The organism is Polyangium jinanense (genome assembly GCF_028435365.1).
Genome location: NZ_JAGTJJ010000038.1, coordinates 61,193 through 77,389, shown reverse-complemented (window position 1 = coordinate 77,389; position 16,197 = coordinate 61,193). Strand labels below are relative to the sequence as shown.

Sequence of the window (16,197 nt, the reverse complement as noted above, 5' to 3'; positions counted from 1 at the left end):
GGCGGGCAGGACGAGGGGCCATGCACTGGACAATCGCGTCCGCGCGGTGCTCTAGTTTCGCGCGCGGAGCTCCACGCGCCGATGTCCTGCCTCAACGAAAACACGGTGATCGCGTTCGTGGAAGGGCTCCTCGAGCCGGAGGCCGCCCGTCGCTTGGAGGCGCACGCCGCGTCGTGCCCCGCGTGCAGGAGGCTCCTCTCCGAGCTTGCGAAAGGCATCTCGCGGGTCGATCCAGAGCTTTTTGGAGACACACCGTCGGCCGATCACGAGGCGTTCGGCGACGGCGGCGAGGCGCAGGAGGAGCTCACGCGCGGGGCGCTCGTGGGGCGCTACATCGTGCTCGGGACGCTGGGCTCGGGCGGGATGGGGGTGGTGTACGCAGCGTACGATCCGGAGCTCGATCGGAAGGTGGCGCTGAAGCTCTTGCGACCCGAGCTCACCGGGCGATCGCAGGATCTGCGGTCGCGGATGATGCGGGAGGCGCAGGCGCTCGCGCGGCTCTCGCACCCGAACGTGGTCGCCGTGCACGACGCGGGGACGTTTCGCGAGAGCGTGTTCCTCGCGATGGAGCTCATCGACGGGGTGACGCTGGGGGCGTGGTTGTCGCAGCGGGCGCGGCCGTGGCGCGAGGTGGTGGAGACATTCGCGAAGGCAGGGCGAGGGCTCGCGGCGGCGCACGCGGCCGGCTTCGTTCACCGGGATTTCAAGCCCGCGAACGTGCTCGTGAGTGAAGACGGGCGGGTGCGCGTCGTGGACTTCGGCCTCGTGCGCGCGGGTTCGTCGGAGAAGGAAAGCGATCCGGGAGCGCTCGCAGCGGAAGGCGAAAGCGTGAATCGCAGGGCCGGCGCGGCGTTGACGCAGACGGGGGCGGTACTCGGGACGCCCGCGTACATGGCGCCGGAGCAGTTCGAGCGCGAGACGGTGGACGCGCGCGCGGATCAGTGGAGCTTCTGCGCCGCGCTGTTCGAGGCGCTTTACGGGCAGCGTCCCTTTACCGCGAACACGCGCGAGACGGTGCTCGAAGAGGCTCCGAAAGGGAAGCTCGTGCTGCCGCCGCGCGCGCCTCATGCGCCGGCGTTCCTGCTGCGGGCGCTCGAGCGTGGTCTCCGGCTGTCGCCGGAGGACCGGTTTTCCTCGATGGAAGCGCTTCTCGCGGCGCTCACGATGGATCCCGAGCGCGCGTGGCGGAAGCGGGCGCTCGTCGCGGCGGGGGCGTTCGTCTTGGGACTCGGGGTCTTCGGGGCGACGCGGCTCCGCCCTCCACCGGCACCTCTTTGCCAGGGCGCGCCGGCGAAGCTCGCAGAGGCGTGGAGCGAGGAGAAAAAGCAGGCGCTGCGCGATCGGTTCGCCGCGACGGGGCTCGCGTTTGCCGAGGACACGTGGGTCGAAGCGTCACGAGCGCTCGACGCGTACGGGCGCGGCTGGGTCGCGATGCACACGGAGGCTTGCGAGGCGACGCGGGTGCGAGGAGAGCAATCGGACGAGGTGCTCTCGCTGCGGATGCTCTGTCTGGATCGGCGGCTCGCGGAGCTCCGCGCGATGACGGATGTCCTTTCGTCCGCCGACGCGAAGGGGGTGACGAAGGCGGTCGAGGCGACAGCCGGTTTGACGGGTTTGTCCATCTGCGCGGACGTGGAAGCGCTTCGCACGCCGGTGCGCGCGCCCGAGGGGAAGGAGGAAGCGGCGGCGGCGCGCGAGATCGAGGAGGCGCTCGCGCAAGCACGCGCGCGCTCGCAGCTCGGGCAGTACCCGGAGGCGCTCGCGATCGCGTCGAAGGCGGCAACGCGCGCGGGCACGCTGGGGCATCTGCCGACGGAGGCGGAGGCGCAGGAGATGCTGGGATCGGTGCGGCTCTCGGCGGTGGATCCCAAGGCGGCCGAGCAGTCGCTACGGACGGCGTTCGCGGCGGCGGTGGCGGGGCGGCACGATCGGATCGCGGCGCGGGCGGCGATCGAGCTCGTGTTCGTGGTGGGATCGCAGCTCTTCCGCTTCGAGGACGCGGGCGAGTGGGCGTATCACGCGGAGGCGGCGCTGCGGCGCGCGGGCGGGGATCCCGAGCTCGACGCGCAGCTCCAGGCGAACCGCGGGAGCCTGCTCTACAACAAGGGCGATTTCGCGGGCGCGAGACGTGAATACGAGCTGTCGCTCGCGACGCGAGAGAAGGTGTACGGGCCGGAGCACAGGCAGGTGGTGCAGTCGCTCGACCTCGTCGCGATGACGGCCACCGTGCAGGGGGATTTCGCCGAGTCGGCGCGGCTCACGCGGCGGTCGGTCGAGCTGTCGAGCAAGCTCTTCGGGACGCGGCACCCGGCCTATGGCGAGAGCCTGAACCGGATGGGGAGAGGGCTGCTCCAGCAGGGCCGTTACGCCGAGGCGCTGCCCGTGCTGGAAGAGGCGCTCGTGGTGATCGAGGCCGCGCGCGGGCCGGATCATCCCCACGTGGGGACGGTGCTGATACCACTCGGGGACGTGAAGCGAAAGCTCCGGCGATATGCGGAGTCGCTCCTGGCCTTCAAGAGGGCGCGCGTGATCTTCGAGGCTGTCGACTCGGCCCGGCCGTTCGTGGCGGACTGCGCGGCCGGGATGGGGGACACGCACAAGGAGATGGGGAAGCTCGAGGAGGCGCTCGCGTTTCAGCGGGAGGCGCTTGCGATCCGAGAGGAGGTGTTCGGCGCGGAGCACGAGCAGGTGGGGGCCTCGCTTTTGAGCATCGGGCAGGTGCTGCTCGAGCGGGGCCAGGCGAAAGAGGCGCTCGGGCGCTTCACGCGGGCGCTCGAGTTGTGGGAGAAGGCGAACGGGCCCGATTTCATCGACAACGCGGACGCGCTCGTGGGGATGGGCGAGGCGCTCCTTTTGCTGCACGAGGGAAAAAAGGCCATCGTGCACCTCGAGCGCGCGGAGACCCTGCTCGAGAAGCGCGCAGGGAACCGCGAGCTGCTCGCGCGGGCCCAGAACGCGCTCGCCCGCGCGCGGTGAGCGCGGCCTTCGGCGGTTCGTCGCGACGAACGACTTTTGCAGGAGCTGCCCGGGGGCCTCGCACAGGCGTTTTGGCGCGGCGGGTCATGTGGGGGGACCGCGCGGACGGCTCGCGGGAGCCTTCTCACGCTGCGTCGGCGAGGGCGAAGATCTGCGCGTTTTCGGGGACGTTTTCGAGGAAGCTCCGCCGGAGCTCGGGATCCTCGATCTTCGCGGCCTGTGCGAGCAGACGCGCGCGGGCCTCCGAGAGCACTGTCCGCGCGCGGGCAAGGTCCCCGGTCGCGCGCAGGGCCTCGGCGTGGGTGAGTTGCACGAATGTCTCAAAAAGGCCGGTTGTACCGATCTCTTTGCGCTTCGCGACCGCTTCTTCGGTGAGGCTCCGCGCTTCGGCCGCACGGCCTTGCTGGAGGAGGATGCATGCGAGCGTCGCCATTGCGACCGAGCGCTCACTGGGGGTCGCGGCCAGTTGCTCGATGGCCTCTCGCGCCTCGCGTTCGGCTTCTTGATAGGCCCCGCTGCGCCAGAGGACGTGGGACAGCTCCCTGCGGGCCCAGCCCTCATAAAACCGGGCGCCCCGCGCGTGCTCCCGGTCCACGAAGGAGGAGGCCATTGCGCGCGCTTCTTCCAGCGCGCCGCGGGCCACGAGCACCTCGATGAGCACGTTGTTTGCCCAGACGGAGACTGGGCCCAGCATATTGCCGTGGGAGCGCAGCACGCTGCGCACCTCTTCTTCTGCACGCGCGTATCCCCCAAGATGGCGGAGCAACGACGCGCCCCATACGCGCATGTCGTCGACCTGGAGCCGGTCGCCCGCCTCGTCGAAGGAAAGCCGTGCCTCTTGCGACGCCTTCAAGCTCGCCCAGAGATTCCCCTCGAATGCGCGCGCACTGGTCTGCGTCCTCTGGAGCCTGGCCCGGACCGTGGGATCGCGCTCCCGAGCCCTGCCTCCCACGTGCTCCATCCGCGTCGCGCAGACCTCGGCGAGGTCACGCATGCCGAACATCATCAGGACGGAATAGGTGTATCCGAGGGCCTCGACGATTCGACCCACGTTCTCCGGGCTTGGCTCCACCGTGCAGATGGCCTGGACGAAGTCGAGGGGCACTTCCTGCATCCCGAGAAACACGGAAGCCACCAGCTTGCCCGTCATGGCCAAGGCCCAGGTCGTACCCCCGACCTTGATCTCGCGCAAAAGCTCATCGATGACTGCATCGAGCGAAGCGCCGTCCCCGCTCCATCCGTGGGCCATCATGAGGACGACGAAGAGCTCCTCGCGCAGCTCCCCCGCCACTCCGCTGCGAAGCCCGCGCTCGGCGAAGGCGATTGCCGCGGGCAAATCATTTCCAAGGAGCATTTGCCTGGAACCTTCGAGGTACCATTTCACTGCGCGCTCCGGCGCCCCGCCGCGCTCGAAATGCTCGACAAGGCTCATCGCGTCGCTCGCCCCGGTTTGCTCCAACCATTCCGCCGCGAGCTTGTGCCCAAGGGCGCGATCGGCGTCCCGCAGCGTGGCATAGGCCCCCTCGCGTAGCAGGGAATGCCGGAACGAATACTGCTCCTCCTCGGCAAACCGGCTCGTCGCGCTGCGCTGCACGACCTCGCGCTCGACCAGCAGGGCGAGCCATTCATCGACGCCGGACGCCTCGTCCAGAGGATCCAGGAGCGATTCCACGCCGCCCCGCCAGAAAACCTCCCCGAAGACGCTGGCCGCGCGCAAGACGCGGCGCGCCTCGGGCGGGAGGGCGGACAGGCGCGCCTCGACCATCGCGAGCACGGTCTCCGGCAATGCATCGCCGCGGCCCTCGGCCACGGCACGGATGAGCTCCTCGAGGAAAAACGGATGGCCGGCGGAGCGCTCGACGACCCGCGTGAGCGTCTGCGGCCCGGCGGAATCCCCGAGGGCGTGCCGGGCGAGCTCCTCGGCCGCCCGCGGTGTCAGCTCCCCGAGGCGGAGCTCGGAGAGCCCCCGCTCGGCCCAAACCCGGGGGAAACGCTCGTGCACCTCGGGCCGGCCAAACGCCGCCACGAGGAGCGGCCTGCCCTTGAGCTCCCGCAGCGCGGCGTCGACGAGCTTGACCGAGGCGAGGTCACCCCAGTGCAGATCCTCCAGGACGAGCAGGAGCGGCTGGGCTCCGCATGCGGCGGCGAGAAATGTCTCCCAGGCGTCACGGATCTGCTCGCCCATGATCCGCGCTTCCCGCCGCGCGACCCGTAGCTTCACGCTCTCGGCGTCGGGGAACGGCGTACCCGTCATCTCGCCGAGGAACTCCGCCACCCGACGGACGTCGCCCTCGGCCACGTGACGCGCGACGCGATCGACGAGCTTTCTGCGTCGCTCGTCGACAGGCTCGCCCCCAACCACGGCCGCCGCGTGCCGGATCGCAGAGCCCGCCAGGGCGAACGCAGAGCCCACGCTCATCGGGTCGCCGCGACCAACCCACACGTCGACGCCGGGGCGCAGGCGGCGTACCTGGCGGACAAACTCCTGGCGCAAGCGCGATTTGCCGATGCCCGGCGGCCCCGTCACGAGCACCACGCGCGCGACGCTCTCGCGCACGGATTCGTCGAGCAGATCGAGGAGCACGCGGAGCTCCCGGTCGCGGCCGACGCAGGGGCTCGGTTTCCCGAGCAGAGGGCGCGACGCCTCGACGAGCTCGCTCTCTCCGCGCAGTGTGAGCCCGGCCGGTCCCACGGTCACCTGGAAGCGGATATCGAGCAGCCCCGCCGTCACCTCGTCGAGCAGCACCACACGCGGGGGCGCAGCGCGCGAGAGCGCGGCTGCCCGATCGATCACCTGACCGACCGGGATCCGCTCCTCGAGCTCACTGAGCCCCGTCGCGATCGCAATGGGCGCCTCCGGCTCGTGCTCCGCGAAACGCAGAGCGCACCGCGCGGCACGCGCCGCCTGGTCCGCGGCGCTACCGGTGCCCATGAGGATCGCCAGCACCGAGCCATCCGCGAGCCCCTCGACACGCACGCCGAACGGCGCCGCGACGGCCTCCAGTGCCTTTCGCCGCGACCCGGTCTGCTCCATCGTGAGCGTACTTTCCCGCGGCGCGCCGCCTCCGCCTCCGCCGCTCACGCCGACGGCGACGATGCTGAGCAGGCGCAGCTCGCCCCTCGTCAACGCCGGAAGGCGCGACGCGGCGGCGTCCCACCACGGCGATGCCTCCTCGGCCTCGAGGGAGGCGAGCGCCTCCGCGACCTCCGCCGCGTCGGCGAGCCGATCGGCCGGATCCTTGGCGAGCATGCACGTGACGATCGCCTCGAGCATCACCGGCACCTCGCGTCGCAGAGCACGCAGTGGCGGAGGGTCCTCGAGCAGGACCTTCGCGAGCACGGCCATGGCGTGCTGGCCCATGAATGCTGGCTGCCCGGTCAGGCACTCGAACAGCACGGCGCCGAGCGCGAAGACATCGGCGCGCGCGGAGGCCTCCGCCGCGCCGCGCGCCTGCTCCGGGGCCATGTACCCAGGCGTCCCGAGAATGACGCCCGGCTCCGTGAGCCGCGACGACATGGGTCCAAGGCGCGCAATGCCGAAATCGAGCACCTTGACGCGATCGAGGGCGCCGTCCACGAGGAAGAGATTGCTCGGCTTGATATCGCGGTGCACCACGCCGCGCGCGTGCGCCTTCGAAAGCGCCTCGGCGACCGAGAGGACCAGCACGACGCTCTCCTCGATCCCGAGCCTTCCCCGGGAGAGCCGCGCGGCGAGGTCTTCGCCGTCGAGCCATTCCATGGCGAGGAAGGGCTCACCCGCCGCGGTGAACCCGTGCGTGAGATAACGGACGATGCCCGGATGATCGAGCTCGGCGAGGAGCCGGGCCTCCACGTCGAATCGTGCGATCGCGCGCGGCTCTCTGGCATGGACGACCTTGATCGCGGCCGGTCCACCCTCCTGCAGGTCGCGTGCCCGGAAGACCGAGCCCATTCCCCCTGAGCCGACCAGCGCCTCGACCACGAACCGCCCCCCGACCAGCTCGCCTTGCTGCATCGGCGACCCCCGTGGATCTTTAATGTCGTGTCCTGGATTCGGTCGCCCCAGGCGCCGCCGAGCGCCAGAGCTCAGTCGATCTCGACGACGGTCTGCGAGAGGACCTCGCAACATGCTCGTCGCGCACGGGTGGTCGCCCTACGCGGGACAACGCCGGGGGCTCGTGGTCATGGGGGATCCGGTCCGCGCGCGCGACGCCGGATGAGTTCGGGGCGGTCGGTGGGGACCGCGCAGATGGTTCGTGGGAGTCCTCTCAGGTTGCGTCGGCGAGGGCGAAGATCTCGGCGTTTTCCGGGACGTTTTCGAGGAAGCTTTTCCGGAGCTCCGGATCCCCGATTTTCGTTGCCTGGGAGAGCAGACGCGCGCGGGCCTCGAAGAGCACCGTCCGCGCGCGGGCAAGGTCCCCGGTCGCGCGCAGGGCCTTGGCGTACGTGAGGTGCACGAATGCATCGTAAAGACCAAACGCACCCAGCCCCCCCCGAACTGCAATGGCCTCCTTGGCGATGCCGAGCGCTTCGGGCGCACGCCCCAGCCCGAGGAGTGCCTCCGCGAGCGTCGCCAGCGCCGCGGCGCGCATCGGAGAGGTCGGGGCCAGATACCCGATGGCGATACGGGCTTCCCGCTCGGCTTTGCCGTGTTCTCCGAGGCGCCAGAAGACGTAGGACAGCGTCCAGCGGATGCGGCCTTCATAGTATGGGGTGCTCCGCACTTGCTCGGCGTTGACCAGGGAAGCCAAGAGCTTGCGAGCCTCCTCCAGCGCTCCTCGTTCCGCGAGCACGATGGCCAAGAGCTGACTTGCCCCCATCCGGACGATGCCAAACGCGTCGCTCTCAGCGTGCAGCACGCTCCGCAGCGCTTGCTCCGCCTGCGCGTGCGCCCCGAGCTGCCTGTATCCTTGCGCAATCGATATACGCACCACGAGCGCATGGATCCGATAGCCTGCCTCCTCGAAGGTCGCGTAGGCCTCTTGTGCCGCCTTCAGGCTCGCCCAGAAATCACCTTCGGCCACGAGCGTCATGCTCTGCATTCTTTGCAGCTTCGCCCGGATCAACGGATCATACGCCGCGACGTCGTTCCCGAGCTGCTTCATCCGCGCAGCACAGAGCGCGGCGACATCGAGCCTGCCAAGGTGCAGCAGAAGGCCATGGACGTTTCCGAGGAGGTCCACCATCATCCACACTCTCTCCGGGCTTGGCTCCACGTTGCAGACAGTCCGGAGGGCGTCGACGACCTCGTCGGGCTTCCCGAGGAACAAGATCATCACGACCTTCCCCAGGATTGCTGCGCACCAGTGCGGATCGCCTGGCATTGCTTCGCGCAGAACCTGGTTGGCGGCAACGTCGAATGCGGCCCAGTCTGCGCTCCACACGCGGGCCACCATGAGCACGAGGAGGAGCTCCCCGCGAGGCTCCCCTGCCGCTCCGTTGCGGAGCCCGTGCTCGGCGTAGGCAATCGCTCCGCGCAGATCATTGCCCGCGAGCATCTGCTTGGCCGCTTCGAGGTACCATTTCACCGCGCGCTCCGGTGCCCCGCCTCGCTCGAAATGTTCGGCGAGGCTCACCGCGTCGCTCGCCCTGGACCGCTCCAGCCACTCCGCCGCGAGCCTGTGCCCGAGGACGCGATCGGCTCCCCGCAGCGTTGCATAAGCTCCCTCCCGCAACAGGGAATGCCGGAATGAATACTGCTCCTCCTCGGGGAACCAGCTCGTCGTGCTGCGTTGCACGACCTCGCGCTCGACCAGCAGGGCGAGCCACTCGTCCATGCGAGGCGCCTCGTCCAGAGGATCCAGGAGAGAGACTACGCCGCCGCGCCAGAAAACCTCCCCGAAAACGCTTGCCGCACGCAGTACGCAGCGAGCCTCGGGCGGGAGGGCGGACAGGCGCGCCTCGACCATCGCCAGCACGGTCTCCGGCAATGCGTCGCCGCGGCCCTCGGCCACGGCCCGGATGAGCTCCTCGAGGAAGAAGGGATGACCGGCGGAGCGCTCGACCACCCGCGCGATCGTCTGGGGCAGGGCCGCATCTCCGAGGGCGTGCCGGGCGAGCTCCTCGGCGGCCCGCGGGGTCAGCTCCCCGAGGCGGAGCTCGGAGAGCCCCCGCTCGGTCCATAACCGCGGGAAACGCTCGTGCACCTCGGGCCGGCCAAACGCCGCCACGAGGAGCGGCCTGCCCTTGAGATCCCGCAGCGCGGAGTCGACGAGCTTGACCGAGATGAAATCGCCCCAGTGCAGATCCTCGAGGACCAGGAGGAGCGACTGGGCTCTGCACGCGGCGGCGAGGAAGGTCTCCCAGGCAAGACCGATCTGATCGGCCATGATGCGCGCCTCCTGGCGCGCTGACCGGAGTTTCACGCTCTCGGCGTCGGAGAACGGCGTGCCCGTCATCTCGCCGAGAAACTCGGCCACGCGGCGGACGTCCTTTTCCGCCACGTGGCGCGCGACGCGATCGACGAGCTTGCGCTGTCGCTCGTCGATGGGCTCGCCGCCGCTGATACCAGCCGAGCGCCGTACCGCCGAGCCCACCAGCGCGAACGCCGAGCCCGCGCTCATCGCGTCCGCGCGACCGATCCACATGTCGACCCCGGGGCGCTGCCGGCGGACCTCGAGGACAAACTCCTGACGCAGGCGCGATTTCCCGATGCCCGGTGGCCCCGTCACGAGCACTACGCGCGCGACGCTCTCGCGCACGGATTCATCGAGTAGATCGAGGAGCACGCGGAGCTCCCTGTCGCGGCCGACGCAGGGACTCGGCTTGCCGAGCAGAGGGCGCGGGGCCTCGACGATGTCGCTCTCCCCGGACAACATGAGCCCGGCCGGTCCCGCCGTCACCTGAAAACGGGTATCGAGCAGCTGCGCCGTCACCTCGTCGAGCAGCACTCCGCGCGGAGGCGCCGCCCCCAGGAGCGCGGCAGCCCGATCGATGACCTGACCGACCGGGATTCGCTCTTCGAGCTCGCCGAGCCCCGTCACGATGACAATGGACGCCTCGGGCGCTCGCTCCGCGAGCCGCAGCGCACACCGCGCGGCCCGCGCCGCCTGATCCGCGGCGCTCCCGGTGCTCATGAGAATCGCCAGCGCCGAGCCGTCCGCGAGATGCTCGATACGCGCGCCGAAGGGCGCCACCGCGGTTTCGAGCGCCTTTTGCTGCGCGTCCAGGACGAGGGTATCCTCCAGCGGCGCGCCGCTCCCGGCCTCCGCGCCGACGGCAATGATGCTCAGCACCCGCTGCTCGCCCCGCGTCAGGACCGGAGCTCGCGGCACGACCTCTCTCCGCTCGAGGGAGGCGAGCGCCTCCGCGACCTCCGCCGCGTTGGCGGGCCGATCCGCCGGCTCCTTCGCCAGCATGCACGCGACGATCGCCTCGAGCATCGCTGGCACCTCGCGCCGCAGCTCGCGCACGAGCGGTGGGTCCTCGAACATGACCTTCGCCAGCACGGCCATGACGTGCTGGCCCACGAACGCGGGCTTTCCTGTCAGGCACTCGAACAGCACGGCACCGAGCGCGAAGACATCGGCGCGCGCGTCCACCTCCGCCGCGCCGCGCGCCTGCTCCGGCGCCATGTACCCGGGCGTCCCGAGCACGGCGCCCGTCTCCGTGAGTCGCGGCGACATGAGGCCTGGGCGGGCAATGCCGAAATCGAGCAATCGGACGCGATCGAGGGACCGGCCCACGAGGAAGACGTTGCCCGGCTTGATGTCCCGGTGCACCACGCCGCGCGCGTGCGCGATCGCGAGCGCTTCAGCGACCGCGAGGAGCAGCGCGACGCTCTCCTCGACCCCGAGCCTGCCGCGGGCAAGGCGCGCAGAAAGGTCCTCGCCGTCGAGCCATTCCATGGCGAGGAAGGGATCGCCCGCCGCGGTGAATCCGTGGGCGATGTACCGGACGATGCCCGGATGGTGGAGCTCGGCGAGGAGGCGGGCCTCCACGTCGAACCGCGCGAGGTCGCGCGGCCCTCGGGTACGGACGACCTTGATCGCCGCCGGCGCGCCCTCTTGTAGATCACGCGCCCGGAAGACCGAGCCCATCCCGCCGGATCCCGCCAGACCCTCGATCAAAAAACGATGCGCGACGAGTTCGCCAGGCTGCATCCGGGGCTCTCCGCCGCGGATCTTTAATGTCATGCCCAGAATCCGCCCGTCCCAGGCACGGCCGAGCGCCAGAGCTCAGTCGATCTCGACGACGGTCTGCGCGACGATCTCGCCGACACGCGCCTCGACACGGCAGGTGCCGCGCTCGACCGCGCGAAGCTCCCACGCCGAACGCTGATAATCACGCGAGCGAGGAAGGTGGAATTCGAGCACCTCCCGCGCGCGCTCCGGCTGCGGCGCGGGCGCTAGCGTGCAGACCTCCGGCGTGGCCGAGCGCGGCGCTTCCGGGAGACCAACGATCGCGCGACCGTCACCCGCGCGCAGCCGCACGAAAAGAAATCGCCGCTCGCCTCTGTGCAGGTGGCTCACCGGCTGGTCGAAGGGCGGCGCCGGTGGAATGCAGCCGTATCCGATGTTGGTATCGTCCGCCTGCAGGTCGAGGTCAATCCCCGCGACCGCGCTCGGATCGACCGACTCCGTTTGGATCGTCGTGCCGAGCAGCGCGAGTTTGCCCTCGCCCGCGCGTTCGGCGCGGACGTGAAGCTCCCCGTCCGTGCCCGGAAGCAATGCCACCGCACCCTCGGCGCGTGTCGTCTCGAGGGCCCGATCGCCGACCACGTCCCGCCCCTCGGCATCGCGGACGCGCACCGGCAGCCGTACGTCGACGCCGACCAGAAGCACGACGGGCGCCGCCGCGGTCGCGCCGGCGAGAGGGGGCAGGAGCTCCGCGCGGACGGCGGGCGCGACGACCACGGAGATACGCGCGTGCTCGCCGTGGCCATGGACGACCAGCGTCGTGGTGCCGGCTGCGTGGCCGTGCACCAGAAGCCGACCGGGGCGCTGCTCGACGACCTCGAGCGTCGCGGGATCCTCACTCCGCACCTGCAGCGGGAAGTACTCGCTCGAGCTCAGCGACCCGTCGCAGCCGAGGCGACGCAGCCCCCGCAGATGCAGCTCGGTGGTCGCACCGGGCGCGATCGCCGGGCTCGGAACACCCTCTGCCCAGGGCTCTACCTCGAGCAGCGTGCTGTGACACTCCTGCGGACCACACCCCGTCAGCGTCCCGACGAGCGTGGCCACGAAGAGCGCGCACGACGGCACGCTCGGGCCGGGCCTCTCCGCCTTGCGAGCCATGGAGCGGAGCTTACCACACCACCACGCATCGCTTCGTCTTCCTCGATTCGACCTGCGCGGGCATTCCTGCTCGCCACTTGTAAACCGGGTCGGAGCAAGGCAAGGGCGTGATGCACCCCAAGAGACGCACCATGACGATCCATCGCTTGAACGAGTTGTCTCGCGCCGATCTCCCCACGGCCGGCGGCAAAGGCGCAAACCTCGGAGAGCTCACGCGGCTCGGGCTCGCCGTGCCGCCCGGGTTCGTCGTGAGCGCCGGCGCGTACGCAGAGCATGCGCGCGCGTGGGGGCTCGCCGAGCGCCTCGCGCCGCACCTCGCCACGGAGAGCTGGGACGCGGCGGCCGCGGAGGCGGCGGAGCTCTTCGAGAGGGGCGCGCTCTTGCCCACGCTCGAGCGCGCGGTTCGTGAAGCGCATCGTGAGCTCGGCGCGCCGCTCGTCGCGGTGCGATCCTCGGCGACGGCCGAAGACCTCGCAGACGCCTCGTTCGCGGGCCAGCACGAGACCTACCTGAACGTCGCGGGCGAGGACGAGCTCCTCGTCGCGCTGCGGCGGTGCTGGGCGTCGCTCTGGAGCGCGCGGGCCCTCCAGTACCGGGCGGCGCGCGGCGTGGATCATCTGGGGGTCGACATCGCGGTCGTGGTGCAGCGCATGGTGTCGGCCGATTTTGCCGGGGTCCTCTTCACGGTCGACCCGGTGGCCCAGCGTGCCGACCGCATGCTCCTCGAGGTCGCGCCGGGGCTCGGCGAAGCCGTGGTCTCGGGACACACGACCGGCGACGTCTACCGTCTGCGGCGCGAGCCCCTGGCGATCGACGACCGGGATCACCGCGTGGCAGGGCGCGAAGCGCCGAGCGACACCCTCGTGCTCCAGCTCGGCCGCCTCGCGCTCGACCTGGAGGCCCATTTCGGCTGCCCGCAGGACGTGGAGTTCGCCTTCGAGGGACGCTCCATCTACCTCCTCCAGTCTCGCCCCATCACCACCCTCGGCGGGACCGACATCGAGCCTCTCCCTCCGCCCCCGGAGCTCAGCCGCTTGCAGCGGAAGATGCTCGAGGCGAACGACAACGACCGATTCCCCGTCGCCCCCAAGCCGCTCGATCAATGGGGCTTCCGGATGGTGATCCCCGCGCTCGTCAACGCGATGCGCCTCGTGGGGCTCGACATCGACGAGGCCGACGAGCGCGCGACGATGGCCGAGGTGTGGCGGGAGTTTTTCGTTCTGCCGTCGCCGCGCCCCACCTTCCGGCTGCTGGGTTTGCCCCAAAGGGTCGCGACGGTCCTTCGCAACGATTGGATGGCGTGGTGGGAGACTGAGGCATTCGTGAGGATCCTGGAGGTCTGCGCGCCGGTCGATCTCCGCGCGCTTCCCGACGCCGCGCTCCTCCTCCGTGCCGATCGGATCGAGGAGACGACGCGAGAGATCCTGTTCAAGCGGTTCGAGGGGATCCTCAGCCAGATGGCCGCGATCGCCTTGCGGATTCCGGTCACCGCCGCCGTGGGCAGGAAGCGGGCCGAGGCCGTCATGGGCGACCTCGTCTCGGGCCTGCACACCCGGACCTCCGAGGTCAACCTCGCGCTGTTCCACCTCGCGCGCAAAGCCGTGAGCGCGGGGCCCGAGGTGTTTCGTTCGATTCGCGAGGGGCGCCCCGAGGACCTCCGCGGATCGGACGAGGGCCGTGCCTACCTCGCCGAGGTGGAAGCATTCCTCGACGAGCATGGGCATCGGGAAAGCACGGGCTTGTACCTCTCTGCGCCGACCTGGCGGCAAGATCCCGCGCCCATGTGGGGGCTCTTGCGCAGCCTGCTCGACACCACCGAGCCCCCGTCCGAGGAGGCCGGGCAAAAGCGATATCAAGCGGCGCTCGACGAGGTCACCCACGCGCTTCGTTTCGTGCCGGGGCTGTCCGATACGTTCCGCAACACCCTTTTGCAGTTGCGGAGGGCGATCGTCTTCCGGGAGCGCTCGCATTACGATCTGGCCCGCGTGTTCTCGGCGCAGCAGGCGATCGTGGGCGAAATCGCGCGTCGCCTCCACGAGCGTGGCCACCTGCCGAGCCCCGACGATATTTTCTACCTGACGGAGGCCGAGGTCCGGGCATGGCTCGGCGAGGGCGTGCCGCCGCTTTCGGAAGTGAAGAGGCTCGTGCAGCGCAGGCGCGCGACGTACGGCGTGGTCAACGGGAAGTGGCAGAAGAGGGCGTTCGGAGCGGGCGCGGAAGGCGCCGCGGGCAGCGACGAGCTCCGCGGCACCGGAGCCTCGTCCGGGGTGGTCCGCGGCAGGGCGCGCATCGTGCGCGACGAACGCGAGTTCGGGCGCCTGAAGCCCGGCGAGATCCTCGTCTGCCGGTACACGAACCCCGCGTGGACACCGCTCTTCACCCTCGCCGCGGGCGTCGTGACGGACACCGGCGGCGCGGCCTCGCACGCGGCCATCGTCGCGCGCGAGTACGGCATCCCCGCGGTGCTGGGGGCCGCCGGGGCGACGACACGCATCACGGATGGCCAGGAGATCCTCGTGGACGGCACGGAAGGCCGCGTGCTCCTGTTGCGCCTGGGCGTCACGGGCGAGGTCGCCTTTGCCTGAGCCCTCGTCCCGCCTGCCGGTGCGGCTCCTCGTCGCCATCGCCCTGTCGGCGGCGCTCGCGCCGCTCAATTCCACGATGGTCGCCGTGGCGCTGCCGGAGATGTCGCGCACGCTCCCGGCCGACTCCGGCGCGCTCCGGCAGGCGCTCGTGACGAGTTATTTGCTCACGAACATCGTCCTGCAAAGCCCCGGGGGAAAACTCGGCGACCGCCTCGGCCACCGGCGCGCGCTCGGGCTCGGTCAGCTCCTTTTGGCGGTCGGCGCCGCGCTCGCGTACGTCTGGCCCGTGCTCCCGGTGCTCGCGGTGTCGCGCGTCGTGATGGCCGCGGGCGGCGCGATCGTGGTCCCGAGCGCGACGGCCCTCCTCCGCACGGAGCTGCCGCCCGAGGTACGTGGGCGTGCGTTTGGCGCGTTTGGCGCGGTGATGGGGATCGCGGCGGGCACCGGACCGATGGTCGGGGCGCTTCTCGTCGGGCGCTTCGGCTGGACCTCGATCTTCCTCGCGAACGTCCCGGTCCTCCTCCTCTCCGCGGCGCTTGCGCACCTCGGTGTGCCGGCGCGACCCGCGGCCCTGACGCCTGCCGGGCCGCGCGCGCGTTTCGACCTCCTCGGCTCGGTGCTGCTCGGGGCCTCGCTCGTGGGGCTTGTCCTCGGCCTCGAGTCCGCTCAACTCCGATGGGCGGCCGTGCTTGGCGCGCTGGGCCTCGTGCCCTTCGTGCTCTGGGAGCGTCGCGCCGTGGACCCCATCATCGACTTCTCTCTGTTCAAGCGGCGCGCCTTCGTGGGAGGCAGCCTGATCATCGCCGTCCAGAACTTCGCCATGTACGCGACGATCTTCGAATTGCCGCAGGTGGCGGGAAGGCTCTTCGGCGTCGCGCCGCGGGACGTCGGCCCTACGCTGCTTTCGATGATGGGCACGATGGTGATCGTCGCGCCGTTCGCGGGTCGCAGCTCGGATCGCTTCGGGGCGCGCGTGGTTTCGCTTTTCGGCTGCTCGCTCGCCATCGCCGGCATGTTCTTGCTCGCGGCGCGACCTCTGGGCGCGATCACGGACGCGGTCCCGGCGCTCGTGATCCTCGGCGCCGGCCTCGGCCTCTCGTCCGCGCCTTCGCAGTCCGCGGCGATGAGCGACGTCCCTCGGGAAAAAAGCGGAATGGCCGCGGGCCTCACCTCGACGATGCGTTACATCGGGGGAATCGTCGGCCTCACCGTGCTCGGCCTCGTCCTCACGGATCGTCCGGCCGGCGACGTCGTGAGGCACGAACACACCACGGCCATGACCATCTTCTGCGCGTCGCTGCTCCTGACGATAGGCTGCGCCTTCCTCCTCCCCGGCCGCGCCGCTGCGCCCGTACCCGCCTCCAGCGCGCGATAAACCCGCCGCGCCAATCTTCTTGACGACGCGCGTCGGGGCGCATCGA

Annotated in this window: 6 protein-coding genes; 3 read left to right on the top strand and 3 right to left on the bottom strand. The window is 70.4% G+C overall.

What is annotated here, in order from left to right; genetic code table 11:
• Positions 1–81: 81 nt before the first annotated feature.
• Positions 82–2,976: a tetratricopeptide repeat protein gene (locus KEG57_RS38380; RefSeq protein WP_272424458.1), complete on the top strand. Its 2,895-nt coding sequence runs from the start codon at positions 82–84 to the stop codon at positions 2,974–2,976.
• Between the two features lie 124 nt (positions 2,977–3,100).
• Here KEG57_RS38380 and KEG57_RS38375 read toward each other — a convergent pair whose 3' ends face one another.
• The 3 genes from KEG57_RS38375 to KEG57_RS38365 all read right to left on the bottom strand — a co-directional run bounded on the left by KEG57_RS38375 (position 3,101) and on the right by KEG57_RS38365 (position 12,191).
• On the bottom strand, positions 3,101–6,970 hold the full coding sequence (locus tag KEG57_RS38375) for a protein kinase domain-containing protein (protein ID WP_272424460.1): 3,870 nt from the start codon (positions 6,968–6,970) through the stop codon (positions 3,101–3,103).
• A gap of 253 nt (positions 6,971–7,223) precedes the next feature.
• Entirely contained in the window at positions 7,224–11,057 is a 3,834-nt protein-coding gene (locus tag KEG57_RS38370) for a serine/threonine-protein kinase (protein WP_272424462.1), read from the bottom strand.
• A gap of 75 nt (positions 11,058–11,132) precedes the next feature.
• Entirely contained in the window at positions 11,133–12,191 is a 1,059-nt protein-coding gene (locus KEG57_RS38365; protein ID WP_272424463.1) for a hypothetical protein, read from the bottom strand.
• A gap of 131 nt (positions 12,192–12,322) precedes the next feature.
• On the opposite strand from KEG57_RS38365, the gene KEG57_RS38360 reads away from it, so the two are divergent.
• Positions 12,323–14,776 (top strand): PEP/pyruvate-binding domain-containing protein, encoded by a 2,454-nt coding sequence (locus tag KEG57_RS38360; RefSeq protein ID WP_272459418.1) that lies wholly within the window; start codon positions 12,323–12,325, stop codon positions 14,774–14,776.
• Complete coding sequence (locus KEG57_RS38355; protein WP_272459417.1) at positions 14,769–16,151, top strand: MFS transporter; 1,383 nt, start codon at positions 14,769–14,771, stop codon at positions 16,149–16,151. The genes KEG57_RS38360 and KEG57_RS38355 overlap by 8 nt, the downstream gene beginning before the upstream one ends.
• Positions 16,152–16,197 lie beyond the last annotated feature (46 nt).

Excerpts from the sequence above, each read along its gene's own strand:
- KEG57_RS38380 (WP_272424458.1), top strand. The coding sequence starts at position 82 with ATGTCCTGCCTCAACGAAAACACGGTGATCGCGTTCGTGGAAGGGCTC.
- KEG57_RS38365 (WP_272424463.1), bottom strand. The coding sequence starts at position 12,191 with ATGGCTCGCAAGGCGGAGAGGCCCGGCCCGAGCGTGCCGTCGTGCGCG.
- KEG57_RS38360 (WP_272459418.1), top strand. The coding sequence starts at position 12,323 with ATGACGATCCATCGCTTGAACGAGTTGTCTCGCGCCGATCTCCCCACG.
- KEG57_RS38375 (WP_272424460.1), bottom strand. The coding sequence starts at position 6,970 with ATGCAGCAAGGCGAGCTGGTCGGGGGGCGGTTCGTGGTCGAGGCGCTG.
- KEG57_RS38370 (WP_272424462.1), bottom strand. The coding sequence starts at position 11,057 with ATGCAGCCTGGCGAACTCGTCGCGCATCGTTTTTTGATCGAGGGTCTG.